Here is a 25,614-nt window from a genome sequence, read left to right as displayed (position 1 = left end):
GACACAGTAAATTCCGGCCGTGCCGCCCGGTCGCCTCTAGTCCCGTTCGCCTTCTATGGTGACCCCGCGCCAGAACGCGACATGGTTCTTGATCTTTCGCGCTAGGGGGCTTGGTTTCGGGTAGTACCACCCGGCGTCGGCATTGACCTGCCCGTCGACCGTCACGTTGTAGTAGCGCGCCACACCCTTCCACGGACACAGCGACGACGTCTTGCTCTCGGTGAAGAACTCGCGGCGCAACGATTCGGGCGGAAAGTAATGATTGCCCTCCACCCGAACAGTGCGCGGTGCTTCGGCAAGCACCGCGCCGTTCCACACGGCTCGGATCATGTTGTCCGCAACCAGATCAAACGTTGCGCGCTTGCAGCTTGGGAGACTCCGGGTCGAGGCCCCAGACCAGGATTCGATGCGGGTGGATGCGAATCATCGCGCCGGCATCGGTGGACAGCGCCTCGCCCTCGCCGCGAATCTCGATTCCGCGCGGGCGCCAGGGATCGATGCTGGCCAGATCATCGAGAACCAGCGACACCTTGGAGTTGCTCTCCACGTTGCGCAGTTTGCGGCTCCCCGCCATCGCCTTACCACCGATGTCGATGGTGCCCAGTTCGGCGTTGTACGTGAACCGAACCGGCCGGACTTGCGGGGATCCTTTCGGGGTCACCGTCCCCAGCCGGCCGAGCCGTTGGCTTGACAAGTACTCGAGTTCGGTGTCGGTGAATACCGTCATTGGCCTTGCTCCTTTGGGCTGACGAACGAAGCGGAGTGGCGCCAGTGTAGGAGCGAATGGCCTTGCCGGTCAATGACGCTCAGCCCAGATAGTCAGCGTCGCTTACTTTCTCCAGCCAATCGACAAAACGCCCGTCGACCTCGTCCTGGATGGCGATGTGGGTCATCGCCGCGCCGGGGGTTGCCCCGTGCCAATGCTTGACCCCGGCCGGCGTCCAGATCACGTCGCCGGGGTTGATCTGCTGCCTGTCGCCACCCCATTGCTGCACCCAGCCGGTGCCCTCGGTGACGATCAGCCGCTGCCCCGCGGGGTGCGTGTGCCAGACACTGCGCGCACCGGCCGCGAAAGTGAGTTGTCCGCCATGGGCTTTCGAGGAACCGGCCGGCCCGAACAGCTGCTTCATGGTGACGTCGCCGGTGAAGAACTGCTCCGGCCCGTCCATGGCCGGGCGATCTGCCTCATGAGTGATCTGCATTTCCGGCTCGTGTTCGTGCATGACCGTCCTCCTCGGATGAGAGATACCGGTATTGAGAATAGGGATGAGTGGCCTAGGGTTCCAGAACGACTTTTCCGAGCGCGCCACCGTCATCCAGGCATTGCCGCGGGGCGCGGGCTTCGGACAGCTAACAGCGTTGCGGCGAAAGTAGTTTCAACCACATTGCGTCCTCACAGTCGGCGGCGGACCACGTTGGCACCGCCGACCAACTAGCTTGCGCAACCTGGACTTTGACGATCCCCTCAGCACCAACCGCCGCCGCCCGATCACCGGCGACTGTCACGACCACGCCCCACCCGTGGGTCCAACGGCCAGCATTCGGGCGCGGCCGCCAGCCCGCAACAAAGTGAAGGTAAGTATCTTTACTGAACTGAATTCACTATTGATTTTCAAACCATTTTCGCTGAACCTTCACGACTGATTTTTGCGACATTTCGCGATGCAAGATAAGCCGCTACACTCTTGCCGAAACACGCTGCCGTGGGGGAAGTCGAAAATGGAGAGAGCTTTGAGTTTCTACGTTTTACCGCCGGAAATAAACTCACTACGGATGTTCATAGGCGCAGGATCGGCACCCATGGTGGACGCCTCGGTTGCCTGGTCAGGGCTCGCCGAGGAACTGACCTCTGCGGCTGAATCATTCTCTGCCCTGACCACCAGCCTGACCGGCCATGCCTGGCAAGGCCCGGCCGCTGCGTCGATGGTTCATGCAGCGACTCCCTACCTTGCATTCCTGCGAGCAGCCGCCGGCCAGGCTCATAGCGCATCAACCAACGCCCAGCTGGTGGCGAGAGTATTTGAAAGTGCAAAGAACGCCATCATCCACCCGGAAATAGTTACGGCGAACCGCCAGGCCTTCAAAGAATTGGTGCGCTCGAATTGGTTCGGGTTGAACGCTCCCGCGATTGCAGTGGCTGAGAGCGCCTACGAGGAGTTCTGGGCAGCCGACGTCGCTGCGCTTGCCGGCTACCACACCGGCGCCTCCGCAGCGGCCGCACAGTTGGCGCCCTGGGCTGCACTCGCCGACCTGCCGAACCTGGGCATTGGCAATATCGGCAGCTCCAATCTCGGCAACGGCAACACGGGCAGCGCCAACTTTGGCAACGGAAATACGGGCAGCTCCAACGTGGGCGGCGGCAACAGCGGCGACCACAACGTCGGCAGCGGAAACTTCGGCAGCGGCAACTATGGATCCGGAAACCGGGGCACCGGAAACATCGGGTTTGGAAACAGCGGCGTGGGCAATAATTTCTTGATACCCAAGTCGGGTGATAACAACATCGGCATCGGCAACGCGGGTAGCAACAATACTGGCTTCGGGAATACTGGATTCGGCAACCGAGGCGGTGGTAACTATGGAAACAACAACATTGGCTTTGGCCTCAATGGCAATAATCTAATCGGCTTCGGCAATGCCTACTACGACACATCGACTGGACAGGTCACCTTCGCCGGCCTTAATTCGGGCAGCGGTAACATCGGTTTCGGAAATTCGGGCACCGGCAACATTGGCTTCTTCAACTCAGGCGACGGCAACGTAGGCATCTTCAGCTCCGGCGTCAATATTACGGCGACTGATGTGGGCAAGATTCAAAGCCTCGGGTTCGCAAACTCTGGCTATGGCAACATCGGCTTCGGCAACTCTGGTCTCGGAAACTTTGGCATCGGAAATTCGGGCTCGCTGGACACCGGATTCGGAAACTCAGGCAACGTGAACACTGGCATCGGCAACACGGGCAGCTTGAATACGGGTTTCTGGAACTCGGGTGATATCAACACCGGAAACGGAAATTCGGGCGACACTAACACTGGCCTGTGGAATTCTGGCAACGTAAACACGGGGTTCGGAGTCAGCACTAACAGTGGCCAGCTACACTCCGGTTTCAACAACACCGGCAATCGGGGCAGCTCGGGCTTCTTCAACACGGCGAGTGGCGGACTGACAGATGGTGGTAACTCGGGCTTCGGTAATACGGCCAGTGGTGCCACAAACACGAACGGCGCCATCTCCGGATTCTTCAATACTGGAGTGACGGGTCCTTTGGGGCCGTTCCCGAGTGGACTTTTCAGTGGAGTGAACTCAGGGTTCTTGAACACGGGCACCGGTGTCACCGGCCTATTCGGCCTCACCAAGCTGTTGGAGAGTTTGTAATCCGCCGCTGACTGGACGGGGCGCGACGCTGTCGGTCGGCCTCGGGAGCGCCGTTGCGACGAGCCGATGGTGCAGAAACTCGGCACCTAGGGTTCAAGAACGACTTTTCCGAGCACGCCACCGTCATCCAGGCACTGCAGCGCGGCGCGCGCTTCCGACAACGGATACCGTTGCGGCGGGGGCGGTTTCAGCCCCAGCGACACCAGCTGGTTGAGGCCCGAGGAAAACAGGACGGCCGAACCGGGAACCTTGTTCAGGTATTCACCCCATGCGACCCCCAGCACCCCGATGTTGCGCAGCAACAACCGGTTGACACTGAGCGTCGGGACGCTGCCGGCCGCGAAGCCGATCACCAGCAGCTTGCCGTCGATCGCCAGCGCGCGGATCGCGTCGTCGAAGGTGCGACCGCCGATGGGATCCACGACGATGTCGACACCTTGACCGTTGGTGTACTCGTGCACCCGTTCCACCCAGCCCTCGGCCAGATGCAGCACCCGGTCGGCGCCGAGTGCGGCGACGTAGTCCATCGCGGTTTCTCGGTGCACCACCGCGATCACCTGGCTGGCGCCCATCGCTTTGGCGATCTGCACGGCGGCGGTGCCCACCCCGCCGGCCGCGCCGAGCACCAGCACCGTCTGGCCCGGCCGCATCACCGCACGGCGCGACAGCGCGAAATACACAGTGTTGTAATTGACCAGCAGTGACACCGCTTCGGCATCGTCGAGCTCGGTGGGACTGCGGATCACGTGAGAAGCCGGAACGGCGACCTGCTCGGCATAGCAGCCGAGTACGCCGAACGCCGAAACCCGTTCGCCTACCCGGAAACCCGAGTCGGCAGGCGCTGACCGCACTACCCCGGCACATTCCATGCCGGGGACGAACGGCGGCGGCAGTTTCAGTTGGTACTTGCCCTTGGTCAAGAGCAGGTCCGGGAAACACACACCGGCGGCGCGTACCTCGATGACGATGTTGCCGCGGCCATCGGCGACGTCGTCGATATCGGTGTAGACTACGCCGGCCGGCCCGGAAAGCTCTTGAACAACAGCGGCTTTCATTAAGATTTAGAGCTTGAATCCAGCTTTTGTGGCGGCCGACAAGTCGGTGATCTCACTCCAGTGGTCGGCCACGTCCTGGACCGTCGGCGGTGTGTCGAAGTTGGCGCCCTCGTTGCCGAACAACGCGACGCGCTGAACCTTGCCGCCGCCGACGACGAACACCGACGCGTTGTCCGGGCATTCCTCGGTGCACAGGTAGGCCACCACCGGCGCGACGAACTCCGGTGTCAGCTTTTCCAGCACCTCCTTGGGCATGATGTCCTCGGTCATCCGGGTGGCCGCGATCGGGGCGACCGCATTGGCGTGGATATTGTACTTGGCCCCCTCCAGCGCCAGCGTGTTGATCAACCCGACCAGGCCGAGTTTGGCTGCGCCATAGTTCGTCTGGCCGAAGTTGCCGAACAGCCCACTGGTGGAGGTGGCGACCACGACCCGCCCAAAACTCTGCTCGCGGAAGTGCGGCCAGGCGGCACGGATGACGTTGTACCCGCCGTACAGGTGGACCTTGAGGACGGCGTCCCAGTTCTCCGACGTCATCTTGTGGAAGGTGCCGTCCCGCAGGATGCCGGCGTTGCTCACCACACCGTGCACGGCGCCGAATTCGTCCAGCGCGGTCTTGATGATGTTGGCGGCACCGTCGGCCTCGGCGACGCTGTCGTAGTTGGCGACCGCGCGACCGCCGCCGTCCCGGATCTCGGCGACCACCTGGTCAGCCATGGCCGATCCGCCGCCCGTCCCGTCGCGGGCACCGCCGAGGTCGTTGACGACAACGCTGGCGCCCTCCCGGGCAAGGGCGAGCGCGTACTGCCGGCCCAATCCCCCGCCGGCTCCGGTGACTACGACGACGCGATCCTGCACTCCGGGCATCAGTTTCCTCTCTGCTGGCTATCAGGGTTGAGCGCCGGCACCAGGGCCTGGTGCCGGCACGGGACGAAGTAGGGCTAGAACAGCTTGCGCGCCAGCTTGAAGGCCCGCTCGGTGTAGGGCGGGTAGATCATGCTGGAGAAGTCCGGGCGAGTCGGCTTGGTCAGCACCGACTTGCGGTGGCTGAACTCGTCGAAGCCCCACTTCCCGTGGTAGGCACCCATGCCGGAGGAGCCGACGCCGCCGAAGGGCAGCTTGGCGGTCGACACCTGGAAGGCGAGGTGGTTGATCAGCATGCCGCCCGCGGGCACTTCCCTGATGAATCGCTCACGGGTCGCCTTCGACTTGGTGAATAGATACGCCGACAGCGGCTTGGGCCGGGCGTTGATGAAAGCGATCGCCTCGTCCAAGTTCTTGACGGTGAGCACCGGCAGAATGGGGCCGAAGATCTCGTTCTGCATCAACGGACCGTCCTGAGCCGGGTCGACGACCACGGTCGGCTGGATCCGAAGGCTGGACGGATCGCGTTTGCCGCCGACAGCGACCTTCGATGTGCCATCGGCCTCGGCCTCCGAGAGGTAGCCGCTCAACCGGTTGAACTGGCGCTCGTTGACGATGCGCATCCCATCCTGGTTGTCCTTGGCACGGAACTTGGTGATGGAAGCGGCGATCTTCTCGACGAGTTCGTCGCGGATCGAAGCGTCAGCCAGCACGTAGTCGGGTGCGACGCACGTCTGACCGGCGTTGAGGATCTTCAGCCAGGCGATCCGCTTGGCCGCGACATCCACGTCGCCGTCGGCCGCCACCACCACCGGACTCTTGCCACCGAGCTCCAGGGTGACCGGGGTCAGATGTGGCGCGGCGCCCTCGTAGACCTTGCGGCCGATCTCGGTGCCGCCGGTGAACATCACGCGATCCAGGCCCTGCGAAATCAGCTCCTGGCTGACCATGCCGTCGCCCTCGATCACCGCGACCGCATCCTTGTCCAAGTACTTGGGCACCAATTCGGCCATCAGGTGCGACGACACGGGAGCCAGTTCAGAGGGCTTCAGGATCACCGCGTTGCCCGCGGCCAGCGCGCCGACCGCCGGACCCAGCGTCAGATAGAAGGGATAGTTCCAGGCGCCGATGATCAACACGGTGCCGTATGGCTCGTACTCGACCCAGCCCCGCCCGGGCAGCTGGGGAGCCTCGAGCAACAGGTACTTGCGCCGCATCCACTTCTTGAGCTTCTTGGCCGCGTACTTGGCCTCACCTGCCGTGGTGGCAATGTCGGCGATGAACGCTTCGACATGGTTGCGGTCCAGGTCCTCGGCCAGCGCGGCGGCGATGGCCGGTTCGTTCTCCTCCACCAGCTTCGTCAGCTGCTCCAACTGGTGTTTGCGCCACTCGTAGCTGCGGGTTCGCCCGGTAGCGAAGGTCTTGCGCAGCCGGGCCACGGTGTCCGCGACACTCGGGGCGGCTACATGCCCGTTGGCGGGCGTGGTCGCAGCCTTCGGCAGGGAATCGGTGGTCATCGTTGTCCTTCCTTCCCCGAGGTGCCCGCAGCCTGTCGCGCGCGGTCGCTCATCGGTGATATCCGCGATCCTAGTCATCCGGCGTTGACTGCAATAGGACGGCGACCGGAAAGATCCGGTCAGGACTTCGTTGCGACCATGAAGACCATCACCGGGACTAGCGCCGACGCTGGTCGCGAGTACCAGGAGTCGTCCGCGGCGCTCGGAGCTACCGTCGCTCCGCTGTCACGAACTCCGAGAACGCGTCCTTGTCGTCGGCCATCGGCACCTCGGCGACCCAGCGCCCCAGTCGCTGCATCTCGTCGCCGGAGCCGACAGCGGTGGCACGCCAGCCGTGGTCGTTGAGCCAAGCAGCGACCGGCGCCCGGTGTTCGTCGCGATACATGAGCTCACCGACGTCGATCGTCTCCTCCAGACCGATCTGCTCGGCGATCTTCTTGAACCGCGCCCGCATCTGCTCGCGCCGCTCGTCGGCGTGCGACGCCGCGGTTTCGGCGGCGATCCGGCTACCGGCCGGGCTTAGCTCCCCGACCAGCGCGAACAGCCGGTCCTGTGCCTCGGCGGGCAGGTACATGAGCAGTCCCTCAGCCAGCCAGGCGGTGCGGGCGTTCGAGTCGAAGCCCGCATTCCGCAATGCGGCCGGCCAGTCCTGACGCAGATCGATGGCCACCGCACGACGCTCGGCCGAGGGCGTCACACCGTTGTCAGCCAGAGTCGTGGACTTGTATTCGAGCACCTGCGGCTGGTCGATCTCGTAGACGGTGGTACCGGCCGGCCAGTCGAGTCGGTAGGCGCGCGAGTCCAGTCCCGACGCCAGTATCACCACCTGGCGGATTCCCGCGGCGACGGCGTCGACGAAGAAAGTGTCGAAGAAATTGGTCCGCACCGCCTGGTAGCCCTGCATGTGCCGGACCATGGCAGCGGCTTCGGCGTCCAGGGCTTCCACCTTCGCCGCGACGGCCGGATCGAGCATGGCCTCCCACAGCACGCCCGCGTTGGCGTTGGTGACCAGCAACTTGGCATAGGGATCGCGGATCAGCGCATCGGGCTGGTCGGTTTCGACGGCACGCGCGGCGGCCACCATCACCGCGGTGGAGCCGACGCTGGTCCTGATGTCCCAGGTGTCGTCGTGACTGCGCAGCGTGCTCATTGGCGTACTCCTCGCATCAATCTGCTGGTGATGGCTTCCTCGATCAGGTCCTGCGGCACCGGCCGGCCCCTGCGCGCCATCTCCGGGTGGTTGTCCACGCTGTCCACCTGCCAGCCGTGCTCGGCCAGCCACCGAGCGGGATCGGAGCGGTGCGGCTCCTGATAGGTCAGGGCCTCCACGTTGACGTCCAGACCCAGCCGGTCACGCATCCGGTTCCAGCGCTGTTTGTTGCCGGTCACCTTCAAGTTGAAGGCTTCGACGGCGAACTGACTGCCGGGTGCGCTCAGCGCGGTGCACATCTCGAAGAGCCGGTCCTGCGCGTCGCTGGGCAGATACGCCAGCAGGCCCTCGGCCAGCCACGCGGTAGGACGCACGGGGTCGAAGCCGGCGCCGACGAGCGCAGCCGGCCAGTCGTCGCGCAGGTCCACGGCGACGGAGTGCCGGTTCGCCGCCGGACGCACACCGTGCGAGCCGAGGATCCTGGCCTTGTATTCCAGGACCTTGGGCTGGTCGATCTCGTACACCGCGGTGCCGGACGGCCACTGCAACCGGTAGGCCCGCGAGTCCAGGCCTGCGGCCAGAATCACCACCTGCCGGATACCGGCTCCCGCGTCGGCAGTGGCGGCAGCGAGAAACTCGTCGAAGTAGTGGGTGCGGACCGCCTGATAGTCGCATCCGACGCGATGAATCCGCTGACCGTGCTCGTCGCCGTCCAGCCAGGCCATCTCGGCGTCGGTCAGTCGCGCCCACGCCGGGCCGGCCGCGGACACCAAGTGGACGGCGAATTCGTCGCGAATCAGCGGGTCCGGTCCGGCGGTTTCCACCGCGCGGGAGGCGGCGACCGCCAGGGCGGTGGCGCCCACACTTTCGGTGATGTCCCAGCTGTCGCCGGCCGTCCGCAACGAGGGCAAGTCGAGATCAGTCATGTCCCGGACATGTTACCTAGTAAGTTAGGCAACCTATACGGTTTGTGCCTCAGGTCACCGCGGTCACACCTTGGCCCGCCACAAACTTCCGGCGATCAACTGCTGCAGCGTCTCTAGGATGCTCTCCACGTCGGAGTAGCTGCCCACGAAACCGGCGTAGAAGCCGACACCGCACAACATCATCACCAACGCCTCGGCGAGCACCGCGGCGTCGGTGTCAGCGGCCAGTTCGCCGCTGGCAATGGCGTCGTTGACCGCCGAGACCAGAAATGCCCGGGTGGTCGTTATCGCGTCGTTGTCGTCCCGCTTGAGCTCGGGGTGCCGTTGTGACTCCAGCACGGCAGTGCTCAAGAATGCCGCGGTGCAAGGGTTCTGATTGTCCGCCTCCTGCGCGACGGCGATGAAGGCGGCAAGCCGGCCGGCGAGGGTCGACTCGCGGCTCGCCCGTTCGATGCCGGCGGTGACGACGAGTTCGTTGGTCCGGTCGGCCACCTCGGTATATAGCAATCTCTTGCTGGCGAAGTAGTGGTTGATCGCCGGCCGGGTCAGATCGGCCCGCACGGCGATCGCCTGGAAGGTCGCTCCGTCGTATCCGCGTTCGCTGAACACTTGACGTGCGGCCCGCACGATGCGTTTTCGCGTGTCATCAGCTTTGGCGGCGGGGGGACGCCCGGGTCCCCGACTTGCCAGTTGAGGCATGACTAGAGTGTGCCACCACCACGCTGCGGCATCAGTGCGTTGGGCGGGATGCTACGGAACTTGCCAGACTGGTAGTCCTCGAGTGCCTCGATCACCTCGGCCCGCGTGTTCATCACGAATGGTCCGTAGTGGAAGACCGGCTCGCGGATCGGCCGCCCGCCCAGCAGCAACACATCCAGCGCCGGCGCGGGACCCGGCCGCGCGGCCACCGCTATGCGGTCACCCGCTCCGAGGACGGCCAACTGACCTTGCCTGACGGGGTGCCCGGCCGGACCCACGGAGCCTTGGCCGGACAACACGTAGATCAGGGCGTTGAAGTCGCGGTTCCACGGCATATTGAGCCGCGCGCCGCCCTCGATCGTCGCGTGGGCCATGGTGATCGGCGTGTGGGTGACTCCCGGTCCGCGGTGCCCGTCGACGTCTCCTGCAATCAGCCGGATCAGCGCCCCGCCGTCGTCGGACGCCAGCAGCGTCGAGTCGGTGCCTTCGATGGCCTGGTACCGGGGCGCGGCGAACTTGTCGCGCTTCGGCAGATTGACCCACAGCTGGATGCCGTGGAAGAGGCCACCGCTGGTGACCATCTCAGCGGGCGGGGTCTCGATGTGCAGGATGCCCGCTCCGGCCGTCATCCACTGCGTCGCACCGTCGCCGATGAGACCACCGCCGCCGTGCGAGTCCTGATGAGCGAATTTCCCGTCAATCATGTAGGTGACCGTCTCGAAGCCGCGGTGCGGATGCCAGTCGGTACCGCGCGGCTCCCCCGGTTCGTAGTCCACCTCGCCCATTTGATCCATGTGGATGAAAGGGTCCAGAGCGGCGGCGCTGACCCCGGCGAAGGCGCGGACCACGGGGAAGCCCAAGCCCTCATAGCCCCGGGGGCCGGTGGTGATCGATCGGACCGGCCGCTCGGTCTGTGCGGGACCGGCCGGATTCACCCGCGCCAGAGTGAGCGTGTCTGCGGTGATAGCGGGCATTTCGGGCTTCCTTCCGTTCAATTACCCGATATAACCGGACTACGGTCCGTTTATTCCGCGACTGCGAGCTGCTAACCTCCGGTGCATGCCGGAGGAGCCGAAAGAGGCACCCCCAGAGTTCGCCGGTGGCCGGTTCGGCGCCTCGCTGAGAAACGCCGGCTACCTGCGTAAGTGGTTGCTGCTGGGCACCACGATCGGCGTCATCTCCGGCCTCGGCGCCGTCGTCTTCTACCTGGCCCTGAAGTACACCGGCGAGTTCCTGCTCGGTTACCTCGCGGGCTATCACGTGCCCACCCCCGTCGGCGAAGGAGGCGGCCGCGGATCCACCGGCTTCGTTCGGCCGTGGGCCATTCCCCTGGTGACGACGGGAGGCGCGCTGCTCTCGGCGTTCGTCGTGGCCAGGTTCGCGCCAGAGGCCACCGGCCACGGCACCGATGAGGCGATCGAGGCCGTGCACACCGATCCCCGGGCCATCCGCGCCCGGGCCGTGCTGGTGAAGCTGGTGGCCAGCGCCCTAACCATCGGCTCCGGTGGCTCGGCCGGCCGGGAAGGCCCGACGGCGCAGATCTCCGCAGGCTTCTCGTCGCTGCTCACCCGGCGCCTGGGCTTGTCCGACGAGGACGGCCGGGTCGCCGTGGCACTCGGCATCGGGGCCGGCATCGGGGCGATCTTCGCCGCACCGCTAGGCGGGGCGGTGCTCGCCGCGTCCATCACCTACCGCGACGACTTCGACTACCGCAGCCTGCTGCCCGGCTTCATCACCTCCGGCACGGCTTATGCGGTGCTGGGCGCCTTCCTCGGTTTCGACCCGCTGTTCGGCTACATCGACGCCGAATACCGCTTCGAGCGGGCTTGGCCGCTGTTGTGGTTCGTCGTCATCGGACTGATCGCGGCGGGGGTGGGCTACCTGTATGCGCGCTTTTTCCATTCGACGGTGGCCCTAGTGCGCCGCTTGCCCGGTGGGCCGATACTCAAGCCCGCGGCGGGTGGCCTACTGGTCGGACTGCTGGGGTTGCTGATCCCGCAAATCCTCAGCAGCGGTTACGGCTGGGCTCAGCTGGCCGCGGATCGTAACTCGCTGATGTCCATCCCACTGTGGATCATCGTCATGCTGCCGCTGGCCAAGATCGTCGCGACGTGCCTGTCCATCGGCTCCGGCGGCTCGGGCGGTCTGTTCGGGCCGGGAATAGTGATCGGCGCCTTCGTCGGCGCCGCGATCTGGCGACTGGGCGAACTGGCCGGGCTGCCCGGCGTGCCCGAACAACCCGGCATCTTCGTGGTCGTCGGAATGATGACCTGCTTCGGCAGCGTCGCCCGCGCGCCGCTGGCGATCATGATCATGGTCGCGGAGATGACGGGTTCGTTCTCTGTAGTACCGGGCGCGATCCTGGCCGTCGGCATCGCGTCACTGCTGATGTCGCGGACGAACGTCACCATCTACGAGGCGCAGCGGCTCAATCGGGAAGCAGCCGAAGCAGAGCGGGCGCGGGGCGAGTCACCGAACGTGAATTGACGGCGAGATTTCGCGATTTTTCCGCCGAGAGTTCACGTTCGGCCTATTGCATCGCCGAATCAGCTGCGCGCCGCCTCGGCGGCACCCTTTTCTGAGCTGGCGCCCTCGTGGGCGAGCTTCCCGCCGGCGCTCTCCAGGTGCGCCCGGACGAACCACTGGAACTTCTCCAGCGGCCCGGTCTGACCGATCAGCAGGTCTTGGGTGACCTGGTCGAGTTCCCCGGTTTCCTCAATGGCCTTGCGGATGTCCTGGATCACGCCGTTGTAAACCAGATCCAGCGCCGCCAGATGCGCCTGAACTGTGTCGCGACCCACGGAGTAGTCGTCCCAGTCCCGGTCGTTGATGATCGCGGTGGGTGTGCCCTGCGGCGAGGCACCCAGCGCCGCGATGCGTTCGGCCACGTCGTCGGCAAAGCCGCGCACCGCGTCGACCTGCGGGTCGATCATCTCGTGTACGCCGATGAAGTTGGGGCCCACGACATTCCAGTGGATGTGCTTGAGCGTCAGCTGCAGGTCGTTGTAGGTGCTCAGCTGCCGCTGCAGGATTTCAGCGAGCCGAGCGCCCTGCTTGTCGCTGAGCCCTGGAATCGTGAACTGCGTCATCGGTTTGCCCCCTGGAAATTTTCACTTGGTGTTCTACGGTCGGGTACCCGATGAGACTGCCGCTAACCCTTAGAGCGGGTGGATCTGCTGCACCGGGAGGCGGGGACCGCGTCGCGGTTCATAGGCCAGACCACTGGCTTCGAGCACCCGGACCACCCGGTGCCGGTGCGGCCGCATCGGTTCCAGCAACTCGAGCATGCCCGCGTCGTCGACCGGGCGGCCGATCAACGTCCAGCCGATCATCTTCGGCACGTGGTAGTCGCCCACCGACAACGCATCGGCATCGCCGAACGCGCGCTGCGCCGTCTCGGCCGCCGTCCACACCCCAACACCAGGTAGTGACATCAGCGCCTGCCGCGCCCGCTCCGGCGGCAGTGACACCAGCCGTTCCAGCGACGACGCACGGCGCGCGCACAGCACTACCGTCTGCGCGCGTCCGGGATCGACGTTGGCGCGGTGGAACTCCCAGGACGGGATGTACCGCCACGCATCCGCCGAGGGCAGCACCCGCATGCCCTGGGGCGCCGGTCCTGGCGCCTGCGTGCCGTACTTGGTCACCAGTACCCGCCAGGACCGGAACGCATCGGCACCGGGCACCCGCTGCTCGATCACCGCCGGGATGAGCGCCTCCAGCACCTGAGCGGTGCGGCCCAGGCGCAGGTTGGGCACCTTGCGGTGAGCGGCGGCCACCGTCGGCTCCTGCGGCTGGAAATCCGACGCGTCGTCATCGGCGCCGAGCATCGCCGGGAACAGCTCGACGAACTCCGGCGCGCCGGCTCCCCAGGCCTGACAGCGGGCCGTGTCGCGACCGACACGGCTGATCCGCGCGGTGACCGGCCCGCTGGGCAACAGGCTGGTCCGCCAGATGACGCCGCCGCCGCCGGTTCGGAAACAGGGGTCACCGCGGCCCCGCCGCAACGGCGCCAGCGTCTCGCCGAAGCCGCCGGCCCCGGCAAAGGTGACGTCTCGGACGGTCTCCACCTCGATGATTCTTCCTACCGCAGGATGTTGCCCGACGACCGCGTCAATTGACCGCCAACTGCCCGGCGGGACAGGATGGCTTCGTGATGACGCCGTGATGACGCCTTTCGACGATCCGCAGGCCGAACTCGCGTGGATGTTTCTGCAGAGCATGTGCGAGGGCGGAGACCTCGACGAAGGCTTCCAACTGCTCAGCGACGACTTCACCTACTGGACCATCGTCACGCGTGAAGAGTGGGACAAGAAGACCATGCGGCGCGTGATCGAACGGCGTAAGCAGGTCTTCGAGGTCAATATCGATCTGCGCCGCTGCGTCAACGAGGGCGAGACGGTGGTGGTAGAGGGTCAGGTTTTCGGTGCCACCGCCGATGGCACCGAGTACGACAGCCCCTTCGTCAGCATCTTCGACACCCGCGACGGCATGATCGTGTCGCTGCGGGAGTACACCGACACCCAGGCGCTGGCCCGGGTCTTCCCCTGAGCGGCGATCGCAAGCGCGGCGCAGCCGGGCGATGCGGGTCGCCGCCATCAGACCCGGCGGCGATCGCAAGCGCGGCGCAGCCGGGCGATGCGGGTCGCCGCCATCAGACCCGCTAACTGACGTTGATCTCAGCCTTGTTCGGATAGAACGCGAGGTGCCCGGCGATCGCGGCGACCGCGGGATAGGGCTGTTCGTAGGTCCAGATGACGTCCTTGACGGTGTCACCGGCCGAGGTCGTCACGCTGTAGTAGCTGGCCTCACCCTTGAACGGGCAGTAGCTGCTGGTGTCCGTCCGGGTAAGCCGCTCTTGCACCACATCGGCGAACGGAATGTATTGCACCAGAGGCAAAGTGGCCTCCTGCAGGCCCAGGGCCGCCGTGGTGTCCGCGACCAGCTCGCCGTTGACCCGGACCTGCACCCGCCCCCGGGTCGGTTCGATAGTGATCGGGTGACCCGCACTGGGTTCCTTGATTTCGGGATGGCTCATGAGACGTTCAACGCCGTCGCGGCGGCGGCATTCCCGTCAGGAGGCGTCAGAAGGCATAGCGGTGGTACTGCGCCATGTTCCGCAGCATGGGCGCCAACGCCATGATCCGGCCCAACCGGCGGACCGCGGGTGACACCAGCTGGAACGTCTCGCTGTCGAACACCGACTGCCAGGCCAACTGTCGCACGCCCGGAACGGCGTCGAGGATGTCGGACGGCCCGTGGATCCCCCAGCACAGCGTGGACCCGGAGCGGCGCACCACGGAGTTGAGGAACTGCGTGCGTATCCCGAGCGTGTTGAAGGCGTCGAATTGCAGTTCACCGGACGGGAACCGGCCGACGACTCGCCGCAGCAAGGCCAGGCCCTCGTCCTTGGTGAGGTACATCGTCAAGCCTTCACCGAGGAACAGGGTGGGACGGTCGGCGGGTATGTCGGCCAGCCACTGCGGGTCGGTCACCGAAGCCGCGACCCGGTGGTAGCCGTCTCGGGCGGGGTATACCTGTTCGTGCAGCCGGATCACGTCCGGATAGTCGATGTCGAACCACCGCACATCGGGTCCGGGATCTAGGCGGTATACCCGGGCATCCAGCCCACAGCCCGCGTGCAACACCGTCGACTCGGGGTGTGCGGCCAGGAACTGGCGCGCCCAGTTGTCGAAATGAGCGCTGCGGATGGCGACCGACGGGGCCCGCCGCGCGGTGATAGTCGTTGCGGCCCAGTCGTAATCGATCTGCTGCACCGCGGCCTTGGCGTACTCGTCGCCCAGGATCGACTTCGGCGCATCAGCATCGAGCGCCTTGGCGTACAGCGTCGCCAGCATGGTCTGGGGCGGCCCGCTCAGGTCGACGTGAACACGTGCCATTGCCGCGAGCTTATCCCGATGCGGCCGTCTCGCTCCGCGTGCCGGCTTTGCGCATGGCCGCCCAGAACCGCGCCGCCTCGCGGATCGATTCCTCCACCGGGCGCGGCCGCCAACCCAACTCGCGCACCGCCTTGGCGTGGTCGACGGGAGCCTCGGGGCGCATCATCCGCACCGAGTCGAGGCTGAGTTCGGCGTCCTTGGCGGTGAGCCGGGTACGCAGGCTGCCCAGCGCGCCCAGGGCATAGAGCACGGGCACCGGAATCGACCGGCCCGGGGGGGTGCGACCCCGGCCTCGTCGGCGGCGATGCGCACCACGTCGGTCAGGGCGATCATGCGTTCGGAGATCAGGTACTTCTCGCCGTTGCGGCCCCGCTCGGCGGCCAGGATCATGGCCCGGGCGGCGTCGTCGACGCCGACCACCTCCAACGAGATGCCGCTCATCAGGAACGGCAGCTTTTCGAACACCGCGCCGGCGATGAACGCGCCGTGCGGGGTGCGGCCCCAGTCGCCGCTGCCGTAGGTCGTGGAGACGCACATCGCGACGGCAGGCACGCCGTAGTCGGCGGCGTAGCGCATCACCAGATCCTCGGCCTGTACCCGCGACTGGACGTAGGGAGTGACTTTGCGGGAACCGATCCGGTCGGCTTCGGTGGCGACGTGACCCTGCCGGCGGTCTACCGACGCGTACGTGCTGGTGAAAACAAATCGATGCAGCTCAAATTCTTTCGCAACATCGAGCACGTTGCGCAGGCCCTCGACGTTGGTGCGGAACAGTGGCGCCGGGTCGCGCAGCCAGGCGCGGGTGTCGACCACGCAGTAGTAGACGTCGTCGCAACCGTCCATGGCTTCCCGGACGGCGGCGGTGTCGAAGATGTCGCCGTGAAAACGGTGCAGCGGTAGATCGTCGATCGCGCGGGTGTTGGCGGTGGGCCGCACCATCGCCCGGACCTCGTGGCCGTCCTGAACCAGGAGCCGGGTGACGTGCGAACCGAGAAAACCGTTGGCGCCGATCACCAATTTCGGCCGGTCGCTCACTGTGCGCCGCCGTACTGCTTCAGGAACGCTGCGGCATCCTCGTCGAGGTTGCCGAATGCCTGCGCCGTGCGACACCACTTCAGCGCGGCCTGCACGAAGCGCAGCGGGTTGTAGATGTCCTCCTGGCGGCGCCACAGTCCGTCGCCGGCGTAGGTGATGATCGAGATGTTCGTCGCCGTGATCACGCTGCCGTCGCCCGGGTCACGCATCGGATTGTCGAGCTCCATGATGATGCGCCCGGTGGGCTCGTCGATGACCGACCACAGCGACGGGAACTCCACCATGTGACTGCCCGGGAACGTGGTCATCGTGCGCTTGATCCAGGTGCGCACCTCGTCACGCCCGTGCATGGTGCCCGCCGCATGCTCGATGTATTCGACGTCCGGAGTGTAGTGCTGCACCCAGGCGTCCCAGTCGTGCGTTTCGGCCGCTCGGGCGACAGTTTGTTCGAATTGCGCGAAGGCCGCCGCCAGTTCACTTTTGGGGAATTCCGGGCCGCTCACGAGCCGTTACACCTCACGGGCGGAGTGTAGCCTGGGGGCGTTACCGGCCCCGGGGCCGGTTAGGAGGACAGCAATGACGAGCACGCAAAAAGCCATTCTCGCGGGTGGCTGCTTCTGGGGAATGCAGGACCTCATCCGCAAGCAGCCGGGAGTGATCGCCACGCGAGTCGGCTACAGCGGCGGCGACGTGCCCAATGCCACCTACCGCAATCACGGCACGCACGCCGAGGCCGTCGAGATCGTTTTCGACCCGTCGGCGACCGATTACCGCACCCTGCTGGAGTTCTTCTTCCAGATTCATGACCCCACCACAAAGAACCGCCAGGGTAACGACCGCGGCACCAGCTACCGCTCAGCCATCTTCTACCTCGACGACGAGCAGAAGCGGGTGGCGCTGGACACCATCGCCGATGTAGAAGCCTCCGGCCTGTGGCCGGGCAAGGTGGTCACCGAGGTCACCCCTGCGAGTGACTTCTGGGAGGCCGAGCCCGAGCACCAGGACTACCTGCTGCGCTACCCCCACGGGTACACCTGCCACTACGTGCGGCCCGGCTGGAAGCTGCCCCGACGGGCCGACGCTACTTCCTAGCCCACAATCTCGAGTCTGCGCCGAGGGCGGCGGCACTTCGCTCAGGGTCACCACCGCGGCGAGGGCCTGGCCTCACCGCAGTCTCGACGCCACGAGGGCAGCCTCAATTGCCGCCAGTGCGGCGGCGCACCGCGATTCGGCCGCCGTCTTTGGGAACGAATGCCACACCCCGGCCGTGCCACCGCTCCGCCGGCACGGCCGTTGTCTCGATCGTGAACTGGCGCAATACCGTTCGAAGCACGACATCCATCTCCATGTTGGCGAAGGCGGCCCCCACGCAGCGCCGGGTGCCTCCACCGAACGGGATCCACGCGAAGGCGGACGGCTTGCCACCGATATAGCGCTGCGGGTCGAAGCGCTCGGGATGCGGGAAGACCTCTGGATTCTCGTGTATCCGACCGATATTGACGATGATCGAATACCCACGGGGTATCACCCACTCGCCGAGTTGATAGGTCTGCGAGTAGACGTGCCGTCCGGCGAGGTCGATGACGGTGCGGGCCCGCTGCACTTCCAGGATCGTGGCTTGGCGCAACTCACTGCCGCCGTTGTCGGCCTCTTCGACGAGGTCGGCCAGCAGCGCCGGATGGCGGGTGATCCGCTCGAAAGCCCACGCCAGCGTGGAGGCGGTGGTTTCGTGCCCGGCGGCCAGCAGGGCGAGCAGTTCGTCGCCGATGTCCTTGCGCGACATGACCGATCCGTCGTCGTACCTGCTGCGCAGCATCAGCGCGAGGATGTCGTTGCGGTCGGCGAAGTCCGGGTCTGAGCGCTCCCGGTCGATCAGCTTGTCGATGACCAGGTCGTACTGCCGCCGGAATTCCGTCAGCCGTCCCCACGGGCTGAACCGACCGTAGTCGCGCTGGGGTTTGGGCACGGCCGCCAGACGGGATCCCAGCGTGACCCACGGCGGAATGATCCGGCGCAACTCGTCGAGCTCGTCACCCTCGGCGCCGAAGACCGCGCGCAGGATGGCGTTCAGGGTGATGTGCATCATCGAAGGCAGGGTCGGGAACGACTGTCCCTCGGGCCAATTCGCGCTCTCGCGCCGGGTCTCCTCTTCGATGATCGTCTCGTAGTTCTTCATGCTCTTGCCGTGAAACGGCGGCGCCAGCAGCCGACGGCGGCGGCGATGGTCGTCGCCCTCCAGCCCGAAGACCGAGCCCGATCCGAACATCCGGCTCAGATTGGGCTGAATGTTGCCGAGCTCGTCGGGGCTGGTGGTGAACACCTGTTTGGCCAGCTGAGGGTCGGACACCATCACCATGTGGCCGTACATCGGGATATGCATGGTGACGGCGGCGCCATAACGATCGGTCAGACGCCGCAACATGCCTTTGCGGGAGAACGCGAAGATCATGCCCTGGAACAGCTTCGGGATGCGGGTCGCCGGCGGCAGGTGGACTTCGGGCACGGCGGGCGCGTCGATTGCTTGGCTCACGGAGGTGCGACTCCCTACGTTCTGCCCCTTTGGTCAGGGGTGGTACTGCGGTGTACCAGAGGATCTTCCCGTACGGTACTCTTTGGTACCAAACCTGACAAGCGAAGGGCTCTCGCGTGACGGCAGTGGCTGACGACGCGGTTGCGGCGCAACCTGATCCGTTTCGGCTGCGACTACTCGACGGCTTGGCCGCATCGATCGGCGAACGAGGGTATCGCGCTACCACGGTCGCCGACATCGTCCGCCATGCCCGCACCTCCAAACGCACGTTCTACGACCAGTTCGCCAGCAAGGAGCAGTGCTTCCTGGACCTGCTGCGATCCGAGATCGAGATCATGGCCGAAGACATCCGGTCGGCCGTGGACCCCGAGGCTGACTGGCACCAGCAGATCCGGCAAGCGGTCGGAGGGTACGTCGGCAACATCGAATCCCGGCCGGCCATCACGCTGAGCTGGATCCGTGAGCTTCCCTCCCTGGGCGATTTCGCTCGCCCGGTGCAGCGCCAGGGCCTGGAGTTGCTCACCGGCGTGCTGGTCGACCTGAGCGGCAGTCCGGGATTCCGGCGAGCGAAGCTGCCGCCGCTGACGGTCCCGTTGGCGGTGATCCTGGTGGGCGGCTTGCGGGAACTGGTGGCGCTGGCCGTCGAAGACGGCAGGCCGGTACGAAGCATCGTCGAACCGGCGGTGGATGCGTCGGTGGCGCTGCTCGGGCCGCGGCACTGAAGGTGGGACCGGGGCTAGTCTCAGACGATGCGGCTATCGACCAGAAACCAACTCAAGGGCACCATCAGCGAAGTCACCCTCGGCAGCGTGATGGCCATCGTCAAGATTCGGCTCGACGGCGGCGATCAGATCGTCACGTCGTCCATCACCAAAGACGCCGCGCAGGACCTGGGTCTGACCGTCGGTCAGCCCGCCACCGTGTTCATCAAGTCGACCGAAGTCACGATCGGCGTCGAGTGACCGCGACCATGCGCGCCGAGCGCTTCTACTCCGACACCAAAAAGGTTGTGCTGGAAAATGTTCCGATTCCAGAGCCGGGCCCCGGTGAGGTCCTGGTCAAGGTGGCGTTCTGCGGGATCTGCCATTCGGACCTGAGCCTGATCAACGGCACGTTCCCGGCCCAGGCGCCGGTGGTGACCCAGGGCCACGAAGCGTCGGGCACCATCGCGCAACTCGGACCGGAGGTGACCGGCTGGGCCGAGGGCGACCGGGTGGTGGTGGCCGCCGGCCGTCCCTGCCAGGCGTGTCCGAACTGCCGTCGCGGGGACCTCTCGAATTGCCTGCGAATTCAGCTGATGGCGTTCGCCTATGACGGCGCGTGGGCCGAATACACCCTCGCGCAGGCCTCCGGCTTGACCCGGGTGCCCGACAACGTCCCGCTCGAGCAGGCTGCGATCCTGGCCGACGCGGTGTCCACACCGTTCGGCGCCGTAGTGCGTACCGGCAAGGTCGCGGTCGGGGAGTCGGTCGGGGTGTGGGGCCTCGGCGGGGTCGGCACCCACATCGTGCAACTCGCCAAGCTGGTCGGCGCGGTGCCGGTGATCGCGCTCGACATCAACCCGGCCGTGCTCGAGCGCGCGCTGGAGATCGGGGCCGACTACGCGTTCGACACCCGCGACGATCGGTTGCAGGACAAGATCGCCGAAGTTACCGGCGGCCGGAAGCTCGACGTCGCATTCGACGCCGTCGGGTTGAAGGTGACCTTCGAGCAGGCACTGGACTCCCTGACCGCGGGTGGCCGGCTGGTGGGCGTGGGCATGAGCGCGGAGTCGCCGACGGTGGGCCCGACTGCCATGTTCGGGTTGAGCCGCAAGCAGGCGCTGGGGCATCTCGGCTATCAGAACGTCGACATCGAAACCCTGGCCAAGCTGGTTTCCTATGGACGCCTTGATCTTTCGCGATCCATCAGCCAGGTCATCCCGCTGCAAGACATCCATGCCGGCATCGAGATGCTGGAGCGCCAGGAAGGCAATCCGATCCGGATCTTGGTGCAGCCCGGCCGATAACCTACCTCACGCGCATATGTGAGAACTTGACCGTCCAACCCGACGACTCCACCCACAGCATCAACGACCCTTTTCGTTGGCTGGGGTCGTTGAAGTCGGCGAGTGGCTGGCCATTTGCCCAGACACGATAGCGATCGCCGGCCAATTCGATGTGGAACTGGTTGTGGTCAGGTTGCAGACTTCCGGTTTGCTGGAAGCTCGTCATCGCAGGGTTGACCGGCTGCCAGTTGTTTCCGGTTCCCTCAAAAACATTGAAAGTCTGGGTAGCGGTGAAATTGAACGCATAGCCATTTCCGAGGTCGGGACCCGTAATGTGGAAGCCGATTCCGACCGTGCGGTCTCCCATGGCCGGAGGAGTATCGACATCCACGTCGATGAAGCCGTCGGTGAACTCCTGGGTGGTGGCGAGGTGGCCGCCACTGCCGCTGAGAGTATCTCCTTCTACTTGCCACTTCCCGTCGTGGACTTGCCAAGTGATGCCTGCGAAGTTCAGCGTCTGTGGACCCGTGGACCCATGGGAGTCGTTGCCACAGCCGCTGGAAAAGACAGCCACCAACGACGCACACACGGTGACCAGAATTCGGTTTCGCATTAAGTAATTACTCCTAGGGTCGGACCCCCCGGGCAGCAAGACCTTACAGTCTGCAGCGCATACCGCCAAGCGTCACGCCGCCCTTCAATCGGTGGCGGCGTGGCTGGCACCATCGGCGTCAAAGGCGCAGAAATGCGCGCAGCCGGTCCAGCACCAGATCGGGCCGCTGACTGACGATCCAGTGCCCCACACCGTCGACCAATTCGACCTCGAAATCGGTGATGTGGTCGGCATATCCGTCGATCAGATCGGGCGTGATCACCGGGTCCTCGACACCGGAGAGCCAACGAACCGGGACCTCGACCCGCGCATCGGCGAATTCCCCGCGCATCCAGCGCAACATCTCACCGGTCTGAAACGACCGGTACCACCGTGAGCCGGCCTCGGCGTGGCCGGGCTGGCGCATGCAGTCGATGTAGAGGCGGATGTCGTCGTCGGGGATGTTGAACCCGCCGCCGACCCAGCGGCCCAGGGCGCGCGCGAACCGTGCCTTGGGATCGCTGAGCAGGCGGGGCCCAACGACCGGCAACGAGATCGGAATCTGGTACCAGAGTCGCCAGATGTTGCGAACGGACGACAGATCACGCTTCACCCAGGGCGCGACGGTGTTCATGCCGAAGAAGCCGGTGACCCGCTCGGGATGGCGCAGCATCAGGATGAAGGCCACCGGCCCACCCCAGTCATGCGCGGCGAGCTTGACCGTGGCGATGCCCAGCTCGTCCAGCACCACCAACAAGTCACCGGCCATCTCGTCCTTGGTGTAGGTCGAGCGCGGCGCCGAACTCCAGCCGGCCCCACGCAGGTCCGGGCACAGCACCCGGTAGCCGTCGGCGGCCAGCGGCCCGATCAGCGCATGCCACTCCCACCAGTTCTCCGGGAAGCCGTGCACCAGCATGACGACCGGTCCGTCGGCCGGGCCGGCGTCGGCGACGTGGATGGTGACTCCCCCACCGACATCGATAAACCGGTGTTCGACACCGTCCAGCACGGGCATTGAGATGGTCATGTCTGCAGAACCTACTTGAGGAAGCGTTCGACGTAGGGCGCGAACCGGTCGCGCAGATCGTCCTCGGCCAGCCCGAACATCTCGCACGACGTGGCGACCGTGCCCAGCCGGCCGCGCCGATGGCCAGCCAGATAACCGGTGACGGCCGTGCGAGCAGCGTCGGTGAAAGGTTCACCGGCCAGCGCGTAGACCCGCTCGGCCACGCCGACTTCGTCGCTCATGAAGTCGTCGAAACGGATGTCGAGCGAACGGTTCGGGCCGATCACGTCGCGATCGCGGACCACAGCGTTGAGCATCTGCTCGAGGCGGTCGATCCAGTACGCGGCGATCTCCTCGACCGGTACCGGTGAGCGGTGCATGCGCGCCGAGTAGGTGATCATCGCGACCATCGACAGCGCGACCGGCACCGGGTCGCGGTGGGTGAAGACCACGATGCTGTCCGGAAAGACCCGGTTCAGCACCGGCACCTGCTCGAGATGCTGGGGCGACTTCAGCAGCCAGCGCCGCCCGCCGCGCAGAAACCGCATGGCCCTGAGTTGGGTGGCGAGGTATCGATAGTGCGGCGTCTGATCGTGGGCCTGGTAGTAGTCACGCCAGCCGGGCACGTGCGCCAGCGTCTCGAACAGCATCGTCGAGAAGTCGTTGGCCAGCAGCTGAATCTCCTCGTGGACATGATCGGTGGTCATCTCGTGCATGAGCGCGAAATGCGGCATCACCAGGTTGATCACGCTGACGGCCACGTCCATCCGGGCGCGGCGCGGGTCCGGCTGCACACCGTCTTCAGCGGGCAACGGAAACGGTTCGTTACTCTCCCAGTACGGCATGGTGCGGAAGGTGGGCGCTGTGGCCAGCAGGTTGTGCAGATGGGTGGTGCCCGTGCGGGGCAATCCGGCGATCACCACCGGCGAACGCAGTTCGATGTCGTTGATCTCCGGGTGGCGGCGCAGCAGGTCGGCCAGCAGCAGCCGGTTCTTCAGCAACTGCAGCAGCTGCCCGTAAGAGTTCACCACCCCGGCCGGGTGCAGTCCCTCGATGTCGCGCAGCGCGCGCAGGTAGACCTCGAGTCGTTCCCGGTAGTCGGCAGGACCGAAGTCGTCCAGACCGGTGTCCTGAATTGCTCTGGCGCACAACACATCAGCATCCAGTGGGCAGTCGGGCGCCAACGCGGCCATCATGTCCAGGATGGCCTGCGCTTCGGCGCTGAAGCGCGGCCGGGCCAGGTCGGTCAAGCGAACGGGTTCGGTCACGGCGACTTATGTTACTCTGAGTTTCGTAATGGTAGAAGAGTCTGGCCGGCCCCGCGATCCGCGCATCGACGCGGCGGTGCTCAGCGCCACCGTTGAGCTGCTGGCCGAGACGGGCTACCCCGGATTGCTGGTCTCGGCGATCGCCCGACGCGCCGGCACCAGCAAGCCGGCGATCTACCGGCGTTGGGCGAGCAAGGCGCACCTCGTGCACGAGGCGGTTTTCCCCATCAGCGCCGCGACCGACATCCCCGATACCGGCTCGCTACGCGACGATCTTCGCGAAATGGTCTGTCGCACCAAGGCTGTGCTGAGTACCCCGGCCGCCGCGGCCGCGCTGCCGGGGCTGATCGGCGAGATGGCCGCGGACCCCACGCTGCATTCGGCGCTGTTGAAGCGGTTCGCCGGCCTCATCGGCCGCGGGCTGAGCGAACTGCTCGACAAGGCGGCCGCGCGAGGTGAGATTCGGCCCGATGTGACCGCCCCCGAACTCGCCGAAGCCGTCGCGGGTGTGACATTGCTGGGCCTGCTCACCCGGCCCACCGAACTCGACGACACCTGGATCGACCGCACTACGACGTTGCTTCTGAAAGGAATCAGCACATGACGCACGAATCAACGACGGCCTGGCGTGAATTGCTCAGTGCCCTCCGCGAACTCGACCGTTCCTTCCTGGAGGGCGATCGCGCGGTAACCGACGACCGGCACGTCGCCGACGGCTACCGCATGCTCGGCTCCACCCTGGGGGTGGCGCTGGACAGCTACCTCTTCCCCGAACCCGGTCGTCCCCAGTTCGTCGCCGTGAACACGCCATTTCGGCGTGATCGCCGGTGGGGCGGCGACAACACCGACGCCTACTACCACATGTGCCCAGTCGAACCGGATCGCCGATACCGCATCAGCGGCAACAAGGGCGACAGCGAGTACTTCTCGGTGACGGCGTACAACGAGCCCTCCCCGGGCGCCTGGTCGGACCGGGTGGTCGCGATCATCCGTGACTCCGACCTGGAGATCGACACCGACGGCAACTTCTCCTTCGAGTTCCCACCTACCCCCGGCGCGGCCGCGCTGATGACGCGCGACTACCAGGCCGACCCGCTGACCGGGCGCCCTGTCGTGTGGCAGATCGAGGCGCTCGACGACCCGGAGCCGATCCGGCATGGGGACGCCGAGACCGCGGCCAAGCTGCGCGCGGCGACCACCTGGTTGCGCACCATGTTCGCCATCGTGCCGCTGCCGGTCGGCGCCCGCGCCGACGACGCTCATGCGCTCGGGCACGAAGTCGCGCACGCCGCAAATGAATTCGCCGACCCCTACCAGGTGCCGGACGCCAACTTCGGCTGGTCGGCGCGCGATGCCTGCTACGCCTACGGCAGCTTCGTGCTCGGTGCGGACGAGGCGCTGGTCATCACGCACCGGCCGCCGTCGTGCCGGTTCTGGAACATGGTGGTGTGGAACCAGTTCATGGCCACCTATGGGGCCGGCGACGCGCGCTGTTCGGTCAACGGGCGCAGCGCGATTGCGAATAGCGACGGGTCGGTGACGATCGTCTTGTCCGCTGCCGGAACGGCGCACCCGAATTCGCTGACCACACTTGGCTATCCGCGCGGCAATCTGGCGTTCCGGTGGTTCCTCGCCGACAGAGTGCCGGCGCGGCCGGATGTGCAGCTGGTCACGGTGTCCGACGCGCCGACGGCGCCGCTCTAGTCCCCG

At 65.7% G+C, this 25,614-nt stretch carries 28 protein-coding genes and 1 pseudogene; 9 read left to right on the top strand and 20 right to left on the bottom strand.

What is annotated here, in order from left to right:
* Positions 1-36: 36 nt before the first annotated feature.
* From JX552_RS02035 to JX552_RS02025, 3 genes are all read right to left on the bottom strand, one after another.
* Positions 37-330 carry a DUF427 domain-containing protein gene (locus tag JX552_RS02035; protein ID WP_205875857.1) on the bottom strand — a complete coding sequence of 98 codons (294 nt, stop codon included), beginning with the start codon at positions 328-330 and terminating at the stop codon, positions 37-39.
* A 16-nt stretch (positions 331-346) separates the two neighbouring features.
* A complete protein-coding gene (locus JX552_RS02030; protein ID WP_205875856.1) occupies positions 347-727 on the bottom strand; it encodes a PPOX class F420-dependent oxidoreductase in 381 nt (126 codons plus the stop codon).
* Positions 728-806: 79 nt separating this feature from the next.
* Complete coding sequence (locus tag JX552_RS02025) at positions 807-1,223, bottom strand: (R)-mandelonitrile lyase (RefSeq protein WP_205875855.1); 417 nt, start codon at positions 1,221-1,223, stop codon at positions 807-809.
* A 496-nt stretch (positions 1,224-1,719) separates the two neighbouring features.
* Between JX552_RS02025 and JX552_RS02020 the strand changes: the two genes are divergently transcribed.
* A complete protein-coding gene (locus JX552_RS02020; protein WP_205875854.1) occupies positions 1,720-3,375 on the top strand; it encodes a PPE family protein in 1,656 nt (551 codons plus the stop codon).
* Between the two features lie 86 nt (positions 3,376-3,461).
* On the opposite strand, the gene JX552_RS02015 is transcribed toward JX552_RS02020, so the two are convergent.
* From JX552_RS02015 to JX552_RS01985, 7 genes are all read right to left on the bottom strand, one after another.
* On the bottom strand, positions 3,462-4,430 hold the full coding sequence (locus JX552_RS02015; RefSeq protein ID WP_205875853.1) for an NADPH:quinone oxidoreductase family protein: 969 nt from the start codon (positions 4,428-4,430) through the stop codon (positions 3,462-3,464).
* 6 nt (positions 4,431-4,436) lie between these two features.
* Positions 4,437-5,297 carry an SDR family NAD(P)-dependent oxidoreductase gene (locus JX552_RS02010; protein ID WP_205875852.1) on the bottom strand — a complete coding sequence of 287 codons (861 nt, stop codon included), beginning with the start codon at positions 5,295-5,297 and terminating at the stop codon, positions 4,437-4,439.
* Positions 5,298-5,371: 74 nt separating this feature from the next.
* The gene (locus tag JX552_RS02005) at positions 5,372-6,811 is read right to left on the bottom strand and encodes an aldehyde dehydrogenase family protein (protein ID WP_205875851.1); all 1,440 of its coding nucleotides are present in this window, start codon (positions 6,809-6,811) and stop codon (positions 5,372-5,374) included.
* Between the two features lie 208 nt (positions 6,812-7,019).
* A complete protein-coding gene (locus JX552_RS02000; RefSeq protein ID WP_205878162.1) occupies positions 7,020-7,952 on the bottom strand; it encodes a class I SAM-dependent methyltransferase in 933 nt (310 codons plus the stop codon).
* 5 nt (positions 7,953-7,957) lie between these two features.
* A complete protein-coding gene (locus JX552_RS01995; RefSeq protein WP_205875850.1) occupies positions 7,958-8,887 on the bottom strand; it encodes a class I SAM-dependent methyltransferase in 930 nt (309 codons plus the stop codon).
* Between the two features lie 63 nt (positions 8,888-8,950).
* The gene (locus tag JX552_RS01990; RefSeq protein WP_205875849.1) at positions 8,951-9,586 is read right to left on the bottom strand and encodes a TetR/AcrR family transcriptional regulator; all 636 of its coding nucleotides are present in this window, start codon (positions 9,584-9,586) and stop codon (positions 8,951-8,953) included.
* A 2-nt stretch (positions 9,587-9,588) separates the two neighbouring features.
* Complete coding sequence (locus JX552_RS01985; RefSeq protein WP_205875848.1) at positions 9,589-10,560, bottom strand: pirin family protein; 972 nt, start codon at positions 10,558-10,560, stop codon at positions 9,589-9,591.
* Between the two features lie 85 nt (positions 10,561-10,645).
* Here JX552_RS01985 and JX552_RS01980 point away from each other — a divergent pair, with 85 nt between their 5' ends.
* The gene (locus JX552_RS01980; RefSeq protein WP_205875847.1) at positions 10,646-12,073 is read left to right on the top strand and encodes a chloride channel protein; all 1,428 of its coding nucleotides are present in this window, start codon (positions 10,646-10,648) and stop codon (positions 12,071-12,073) included.
* 59 nt (positions 12,074-12,132) lie between these two features.
* Here the strand turns inward: JX552_RS01980 and JX552_RS01975 are convergent, their stop codons facing one another.
* Positions 12,133-12,675, bottom strand: a complete 543-nt coding sequence (locus JX552_RS01975; protein WP_205875846.1) for a Dps family protein — start codon at positions 12,673-12,675, stop codon at positions 12,133-12,135.
* 69 nt (positions 12,676-12,744) lie between these two features.
* Complete coding sequence (locus JX552_RS01970; RefSeq protein WP_431195957.1) at positions 12,745-13,662, bottom strand: DNA-3-methyladenine glycosylase family protein; 918 nt, start codon at positions 13,660-13,662, stop codon at positions 12,745-12,747.
* Between the two features lie 91 nt (positions 13,663-13,753).
* Here JX552_RS01970 and JX552_RS01965 point away from each other — a divergent pair, with 91 nt between their 5' ends.
* On the top strand, positions 13,754-14,137 hold the full coding sequence (locus JX552_RS01965; protein WP_205875844.1) for a nuclear transport factor 2 family protein: 384 nt from the start codon (positions 13,754-13,756) through the stop codon (positions 14,135-14,137).
* Positions 14,138-14,249: 112 nt separating this feature from the next.
* On the opposite strand, the gene JX552_RS01960 is transcribed toward JX552_RS01965, so the two are convergent.
* The 4 genes and pseudogenes from JX552_RS01960 to JX552_RS01945 form a co-directional block, all read right to left on the bottom strand.
* Positions 14,250-14,624, bottom strand: a complete 375-nt coding sequence (locus JX552_RS01960; protein WP_205875843.1) for a DUF427 domain-containing protein — start codon at positions 14,622-14,624, stop codon at positions 14,250-14,252.
* A 46-nt stretch (positions 14,625-14,670) separates the two neighbouring features.
* Positions 14,671-15,486, bottom strand: a complete 816-nt coding sequence (locus JX552_RS01955) for a class I SAM-dependent methyltransferase (protein ID WP_205875842.1) — start codon at positions 15,484-15,486, stop codon at positions 14,671-14,673.
* A gap of 10 nt (positions 15,487-15,496) precedes the next feature.
* Positions 15,497-16,521, bottom strand: a pseudogene (locus tag JX552_RS01950) (NAD-dependent epimerase/dehydratase family protein).
* Positions 16,518-17,024 carry a nuclear transport factor 2 family protein gene (locus JX552_RS01945; protein WP_205875841.1) on the bottom strand — a complete coding sequence of 169 codons (507 nt, stop codon included), beginning with the start codon at positions 17,022-17,024 and terminating at the stop codon, positions 16,518-16,520. Before JX552_RS01945 ends, JX552_RS01950 begins: the two are co-directional and overlap by 4 nt.
* 73 nt (positions 17,025-17,097) lie before the next feature.
* Between JX552_RS01945 and msrA the strand changes: the two genes are divergently transcribed.
* Positions 17,098-17,613: a peptide-methionine (S)-S-oxide reductase MsrA gene (msrA, locus tag JX552_RS01940; protein WP_205875840.1), complete on the top strand. Its 516-nt coding sequence runs from the start codon at positions 17,098-17,100 to the stop codon at positions 17,611-17,613.
* Positions 17,614-17,716: 103 nt separating this feature from the next.
* On the opposite strand, the gene JX552_RS01935 is transcribed toward msrA, so the two are convergent.
* Positions 17,717-19,051, bottom strand: a complete 1,335-nt coding sequence (locus JX552_RS01935) for a cytochrome P450 (protein WP_205875839.1) — start codon at positions 19,049-19,051, stop codon at positions 17,717-17,719.
* Positions 19,052-19,167: 116 nt separating this feature from the next.
* Here JX552_RS01935 and JX552_RS01930 point away from each other — a divergent pair, with 116 nt between their 5' ends.
* Genes JX552_RS01930 through JX552_RS01920 form a run of 3 tightly spaced genes read left to right on the top strand, consistent with a single transcriptional unit; the run spans position 19,168 to position 21,059 of the window.
* Positions 19,168-19,773, top strand: coding sequence for a TetR/AcrR family transcriptional regulator (locus tag JX552_RS01930; protein WP_205875838.1), 606 nt, complete (start codon positions 19,168-19,170; stop codon positions 19,771-19,773).
* Between the two features lie 27 nt (positions 19,774-19,800).
* Positions 19,801-20,013: a TOBE domain-containing protein gene (locus JX552_RS01925; RefSeq protein WP_205875837.1), complete on the top strand. Its 213-nt coding sequence runs from the start codon at positions 19,801-19,803 to the stop codon at positions 20,011-20,013.
* The gene (locus JX552_RS01920; RefSeq protein WP_205875836.1) at positions 20,010-21,059 is read left to right on the top strand and encodes a zinc-binding dehydrogenase; all 1,050 of its coding nucleotides are present in this window, start codon (positions 20,010-20,012) and stop codon (positions 21,057-21,059) included. Before JX552_RS01925 ends, JX552_RS01920 begins: the two co-directional genes overlap by 4 nt.
* 1 nt (position 21,060) lies before the next feature.
* Here JX552_RS01920 and JX552_RS01915 read toward each other — a convergent pair whose 3' ends face one another.
* From JX552_RS01915 to JX552_RS01905, 3 genes are all read right to left on the bottom strand, one after another.
* Positions 21,061-21,612: a 3-keto-alpha-glucoside-1,2-lyase-like domain-containing protein gene (locus JX552_RS01915; RefSeq protein ID WP_205875835.1), complete on the bottom strand. Its 552-nt coding sequence runs from the start codon at positions 21,610-21,612 to the stop codon at positions 21,061-21,063.
* Between the two features lie 157 nt (positions 21,613-21,769).
* Positions 21,770-22,657, bottom strand: coding sequence for an alpha/beta fold hydrolase (locus JX552_RS01910; RefSeq protein WP_205875834.1), 888 nt, complete (start codon positions 22,655-22,657; stop codon positions 21,770-21,772).
* Between the two features lie 11 nt (positions 22,658-22,668).
* The gene (locus JX552_RS01905; RefSeq protein ID WP_431195956.1) at positions 22,669-23,832 is read right to left on the bottom strand and encodes a sulfotransferase family protein; all 1,164 of its coding nucleotides are present in this window, start codon (positions 23,830-23,832) and stop codon (positions 22,669-22,671) included.
* 100 nt (positions 23,833-23,932) lie between these two features.
* Between JX552_RS01905 and JX552_RS01900 the strand changes: the two genes are divergently transcribed.
* Positions 23,933-24,508, top strand: coding sequence for a TetR/AcrR family transcriptional regulator (locus tag JX552_RS01900; protein ID WP_205875832.1), 576 nt, complete (start codon positions 23,933-23,935; stop codon positions 24,506-24,508).
* On the top strand, positions 24,505-25,608 hold the full coding sequence (locus tag JX552_RS01895; RefSeq protein WP_205875831.1) for a DUF1214 domain-containing protein: 1,104 nt from the start codon (positions 24,505-24,507) through the stop codon (positions 25,606-25,608). Before JX552_RS01900 ends, JX552_RS01895 begins: the two co-directional genes overlap by 4 nt.
* Positions 25,609-25,614: the final 6 nt, after the last annotated feature.

The organism is Mycobacterium gordonae (assembly GCF_017086405.1).
In the GTDB taxonomy this organism is placed as follows: domain Bacteria; phylum Actinomycetota; class Actinomycetes; order Mycobacteriales; family Mycobacteriaceae; genus Mycobacterium; species Mycobacterium gordonae_D.
The sequence above is the reverse complement of the archived record's forward strand: the minus strand, read 5'-3'. Positions and strand labels throughout refer to the sequence as shown.

What these genes read in the sequence shown, in the direction of transcription:
- JX552_RS02035 (WP_205875857.1), bottom strand. Translation starts at nt 330, where the DNA reads ATGATCCGAGCCGTGTGGAACGGCGCGGTGCTTGCCGAAGCACCGCGC.
- JX552_RS02030 (WP_205875856.1), bottom strand. Translation starts at nt 727, where the DNA reads ATGACGGTATTCACCGACACCGAACTCGAGTACTTGTCAAGCCAACGG.
- JX552_RS02025 (WP_205875855.1), bottom strand. Translation starts at nt 1,223, where the DNA reads ATGCACGAACACGAGCCGGAAATGCAGATCACTCATGAGGCAGATCGC.
- JX552_RS02020 (WP_205875854.1), top strand. Translation starts at nt 1,720, where the DNA reads ATGGAGAGAGCTTTGAGTTTCTACGTTTTACCGCCGGAAATAAACTCA.
- JX552_RS02015 (WP_205875853.1), bottom strand. Translation starts at nt 4,430, where the DNA reads ATGAAAGCCGCTGTTGTTCAAGAGCTTTCCGGGCCGGCCGGCGTAGTC.
- JX552_RS02010 (WP_205875852.1), bottom strand. Translation starts at nt 5,297, where the DNA reads ATGCCCGGAGTGCAGGATCGCGTCGTCGTAGTCACCGGAGCCGGCGGG.
- JX552_RS02005 (WP_205875851.1), bottom strand. Translation starts at nt 6,811, where the DNA reads ATGACCACCGATTCCCTGCCGAAGGCTGCGACCACGCCCGCCAACGGG.
- JX552_RS01995 (WP_205875850.1), bottom strand. Translation starts at nt 8,887, where the DNA reads ATGACTGATCTCGACTTGCCCTCGTTGCGGACGGCCGGCGACAGCTGG.
- JX552_RS01990 (WP_205875849.1), bottom strand. Translation starts at nt 9,586, where the DNA reads ATGCCTCAACTGGCAAGTCGGGGACCCGGGCGTCCCCCCGCCGCCAAA.
- JX552_RS01985 (WP_205875848.1), bottom strand. Translation starts at nt 10,560, where the DNA reads ATGCCCGCTATCACCGCAGACACGCTCACTCTGGCGCGGGTGAATCCG.
- JX552_RS01980 (WP_205875847.1), top strand. Translation starts at nt 10,646, where the DNA reads ATGCCGGAGGAGCCGAAAGAGGCACCCCCAGAGTTCGCCGGTGGCCGG.
- JX552_RS01975 (WP_205875846.1), bottom strand. Translation starts at nt 12,675, where the DNA reads ATGACGCAGTTCACGATTCCAGGGCTCAGCGACAAGCAGGGCGCTCGG.
- JX552_RS01965 (WP_205875844.1), top strand. Translation starts at nt 13,754, where the DNA reads ATGACGCCTTTCGACGATCCGCAGGCCGAACTCGCGTGGATGTTTCTG.
- JX552_RS01960 (WP_205875843.1), bottom strand. Translation starts at nt 14,624, where the DNA reads ATGAGCCATCCCGAAATCAAGGAACCCAGTGCGGGTCACCCGATCACT.
- JX552_RS01955 (WP_205875842.1), bottom strand. Translation starts at nt 15,486, where the DNA reads ATGGCACGTGTTCACGTCGACCTGAGCGGGCCGCCCCAGACCATGCTG.
- msrA (WP_205875840.1), top strand. Translation starts at nt 17,098, where the DNA reads ATGACGAGCACGCAAAAAGCCATTCTCGCGGGTGGCTGCTTCTGGGGA.
- JX552_RS01925 (WP_205875837.1), top strand. Translation starts at nt 19,801, where the DNA reads ATGCGGCTATCGACCAGAAACCAACTCAAGGGCACCATCAGCGAAGTC.
- JX552_RS01910 (WP_205875834.1), bottom strand. Translation starts at nt 22,657, where the DNA reads ATGACCATCTCAATGCCCGTGCTGGACGGTGTCGAACACCGGTTTATC.
- JX552_RS01905 (WP_431195956.1), bottom strand. Translation starts at nt 23,832, where the DNA reads ATGATGGCCGCGTTGGCGCCCGACTGCCCACTGGATGCTGATGTGTTG.
- JX552_RS01900 (WP_205875832.1), top strand. Translation starts at nt 23,933, where the DNA reads ATGGTAGAAGAGTCTGGCCGGCCCCGCGATCCGCGCATCGACGCGGCG.
- JX552_RS01895 (WP_205875831.1), top strand. Translation starts at nt 24,505, where the DNA reads ATGACGCACGAATCAACGACGGCCTGGCGTGAATTGCTCAGTGCCCTC.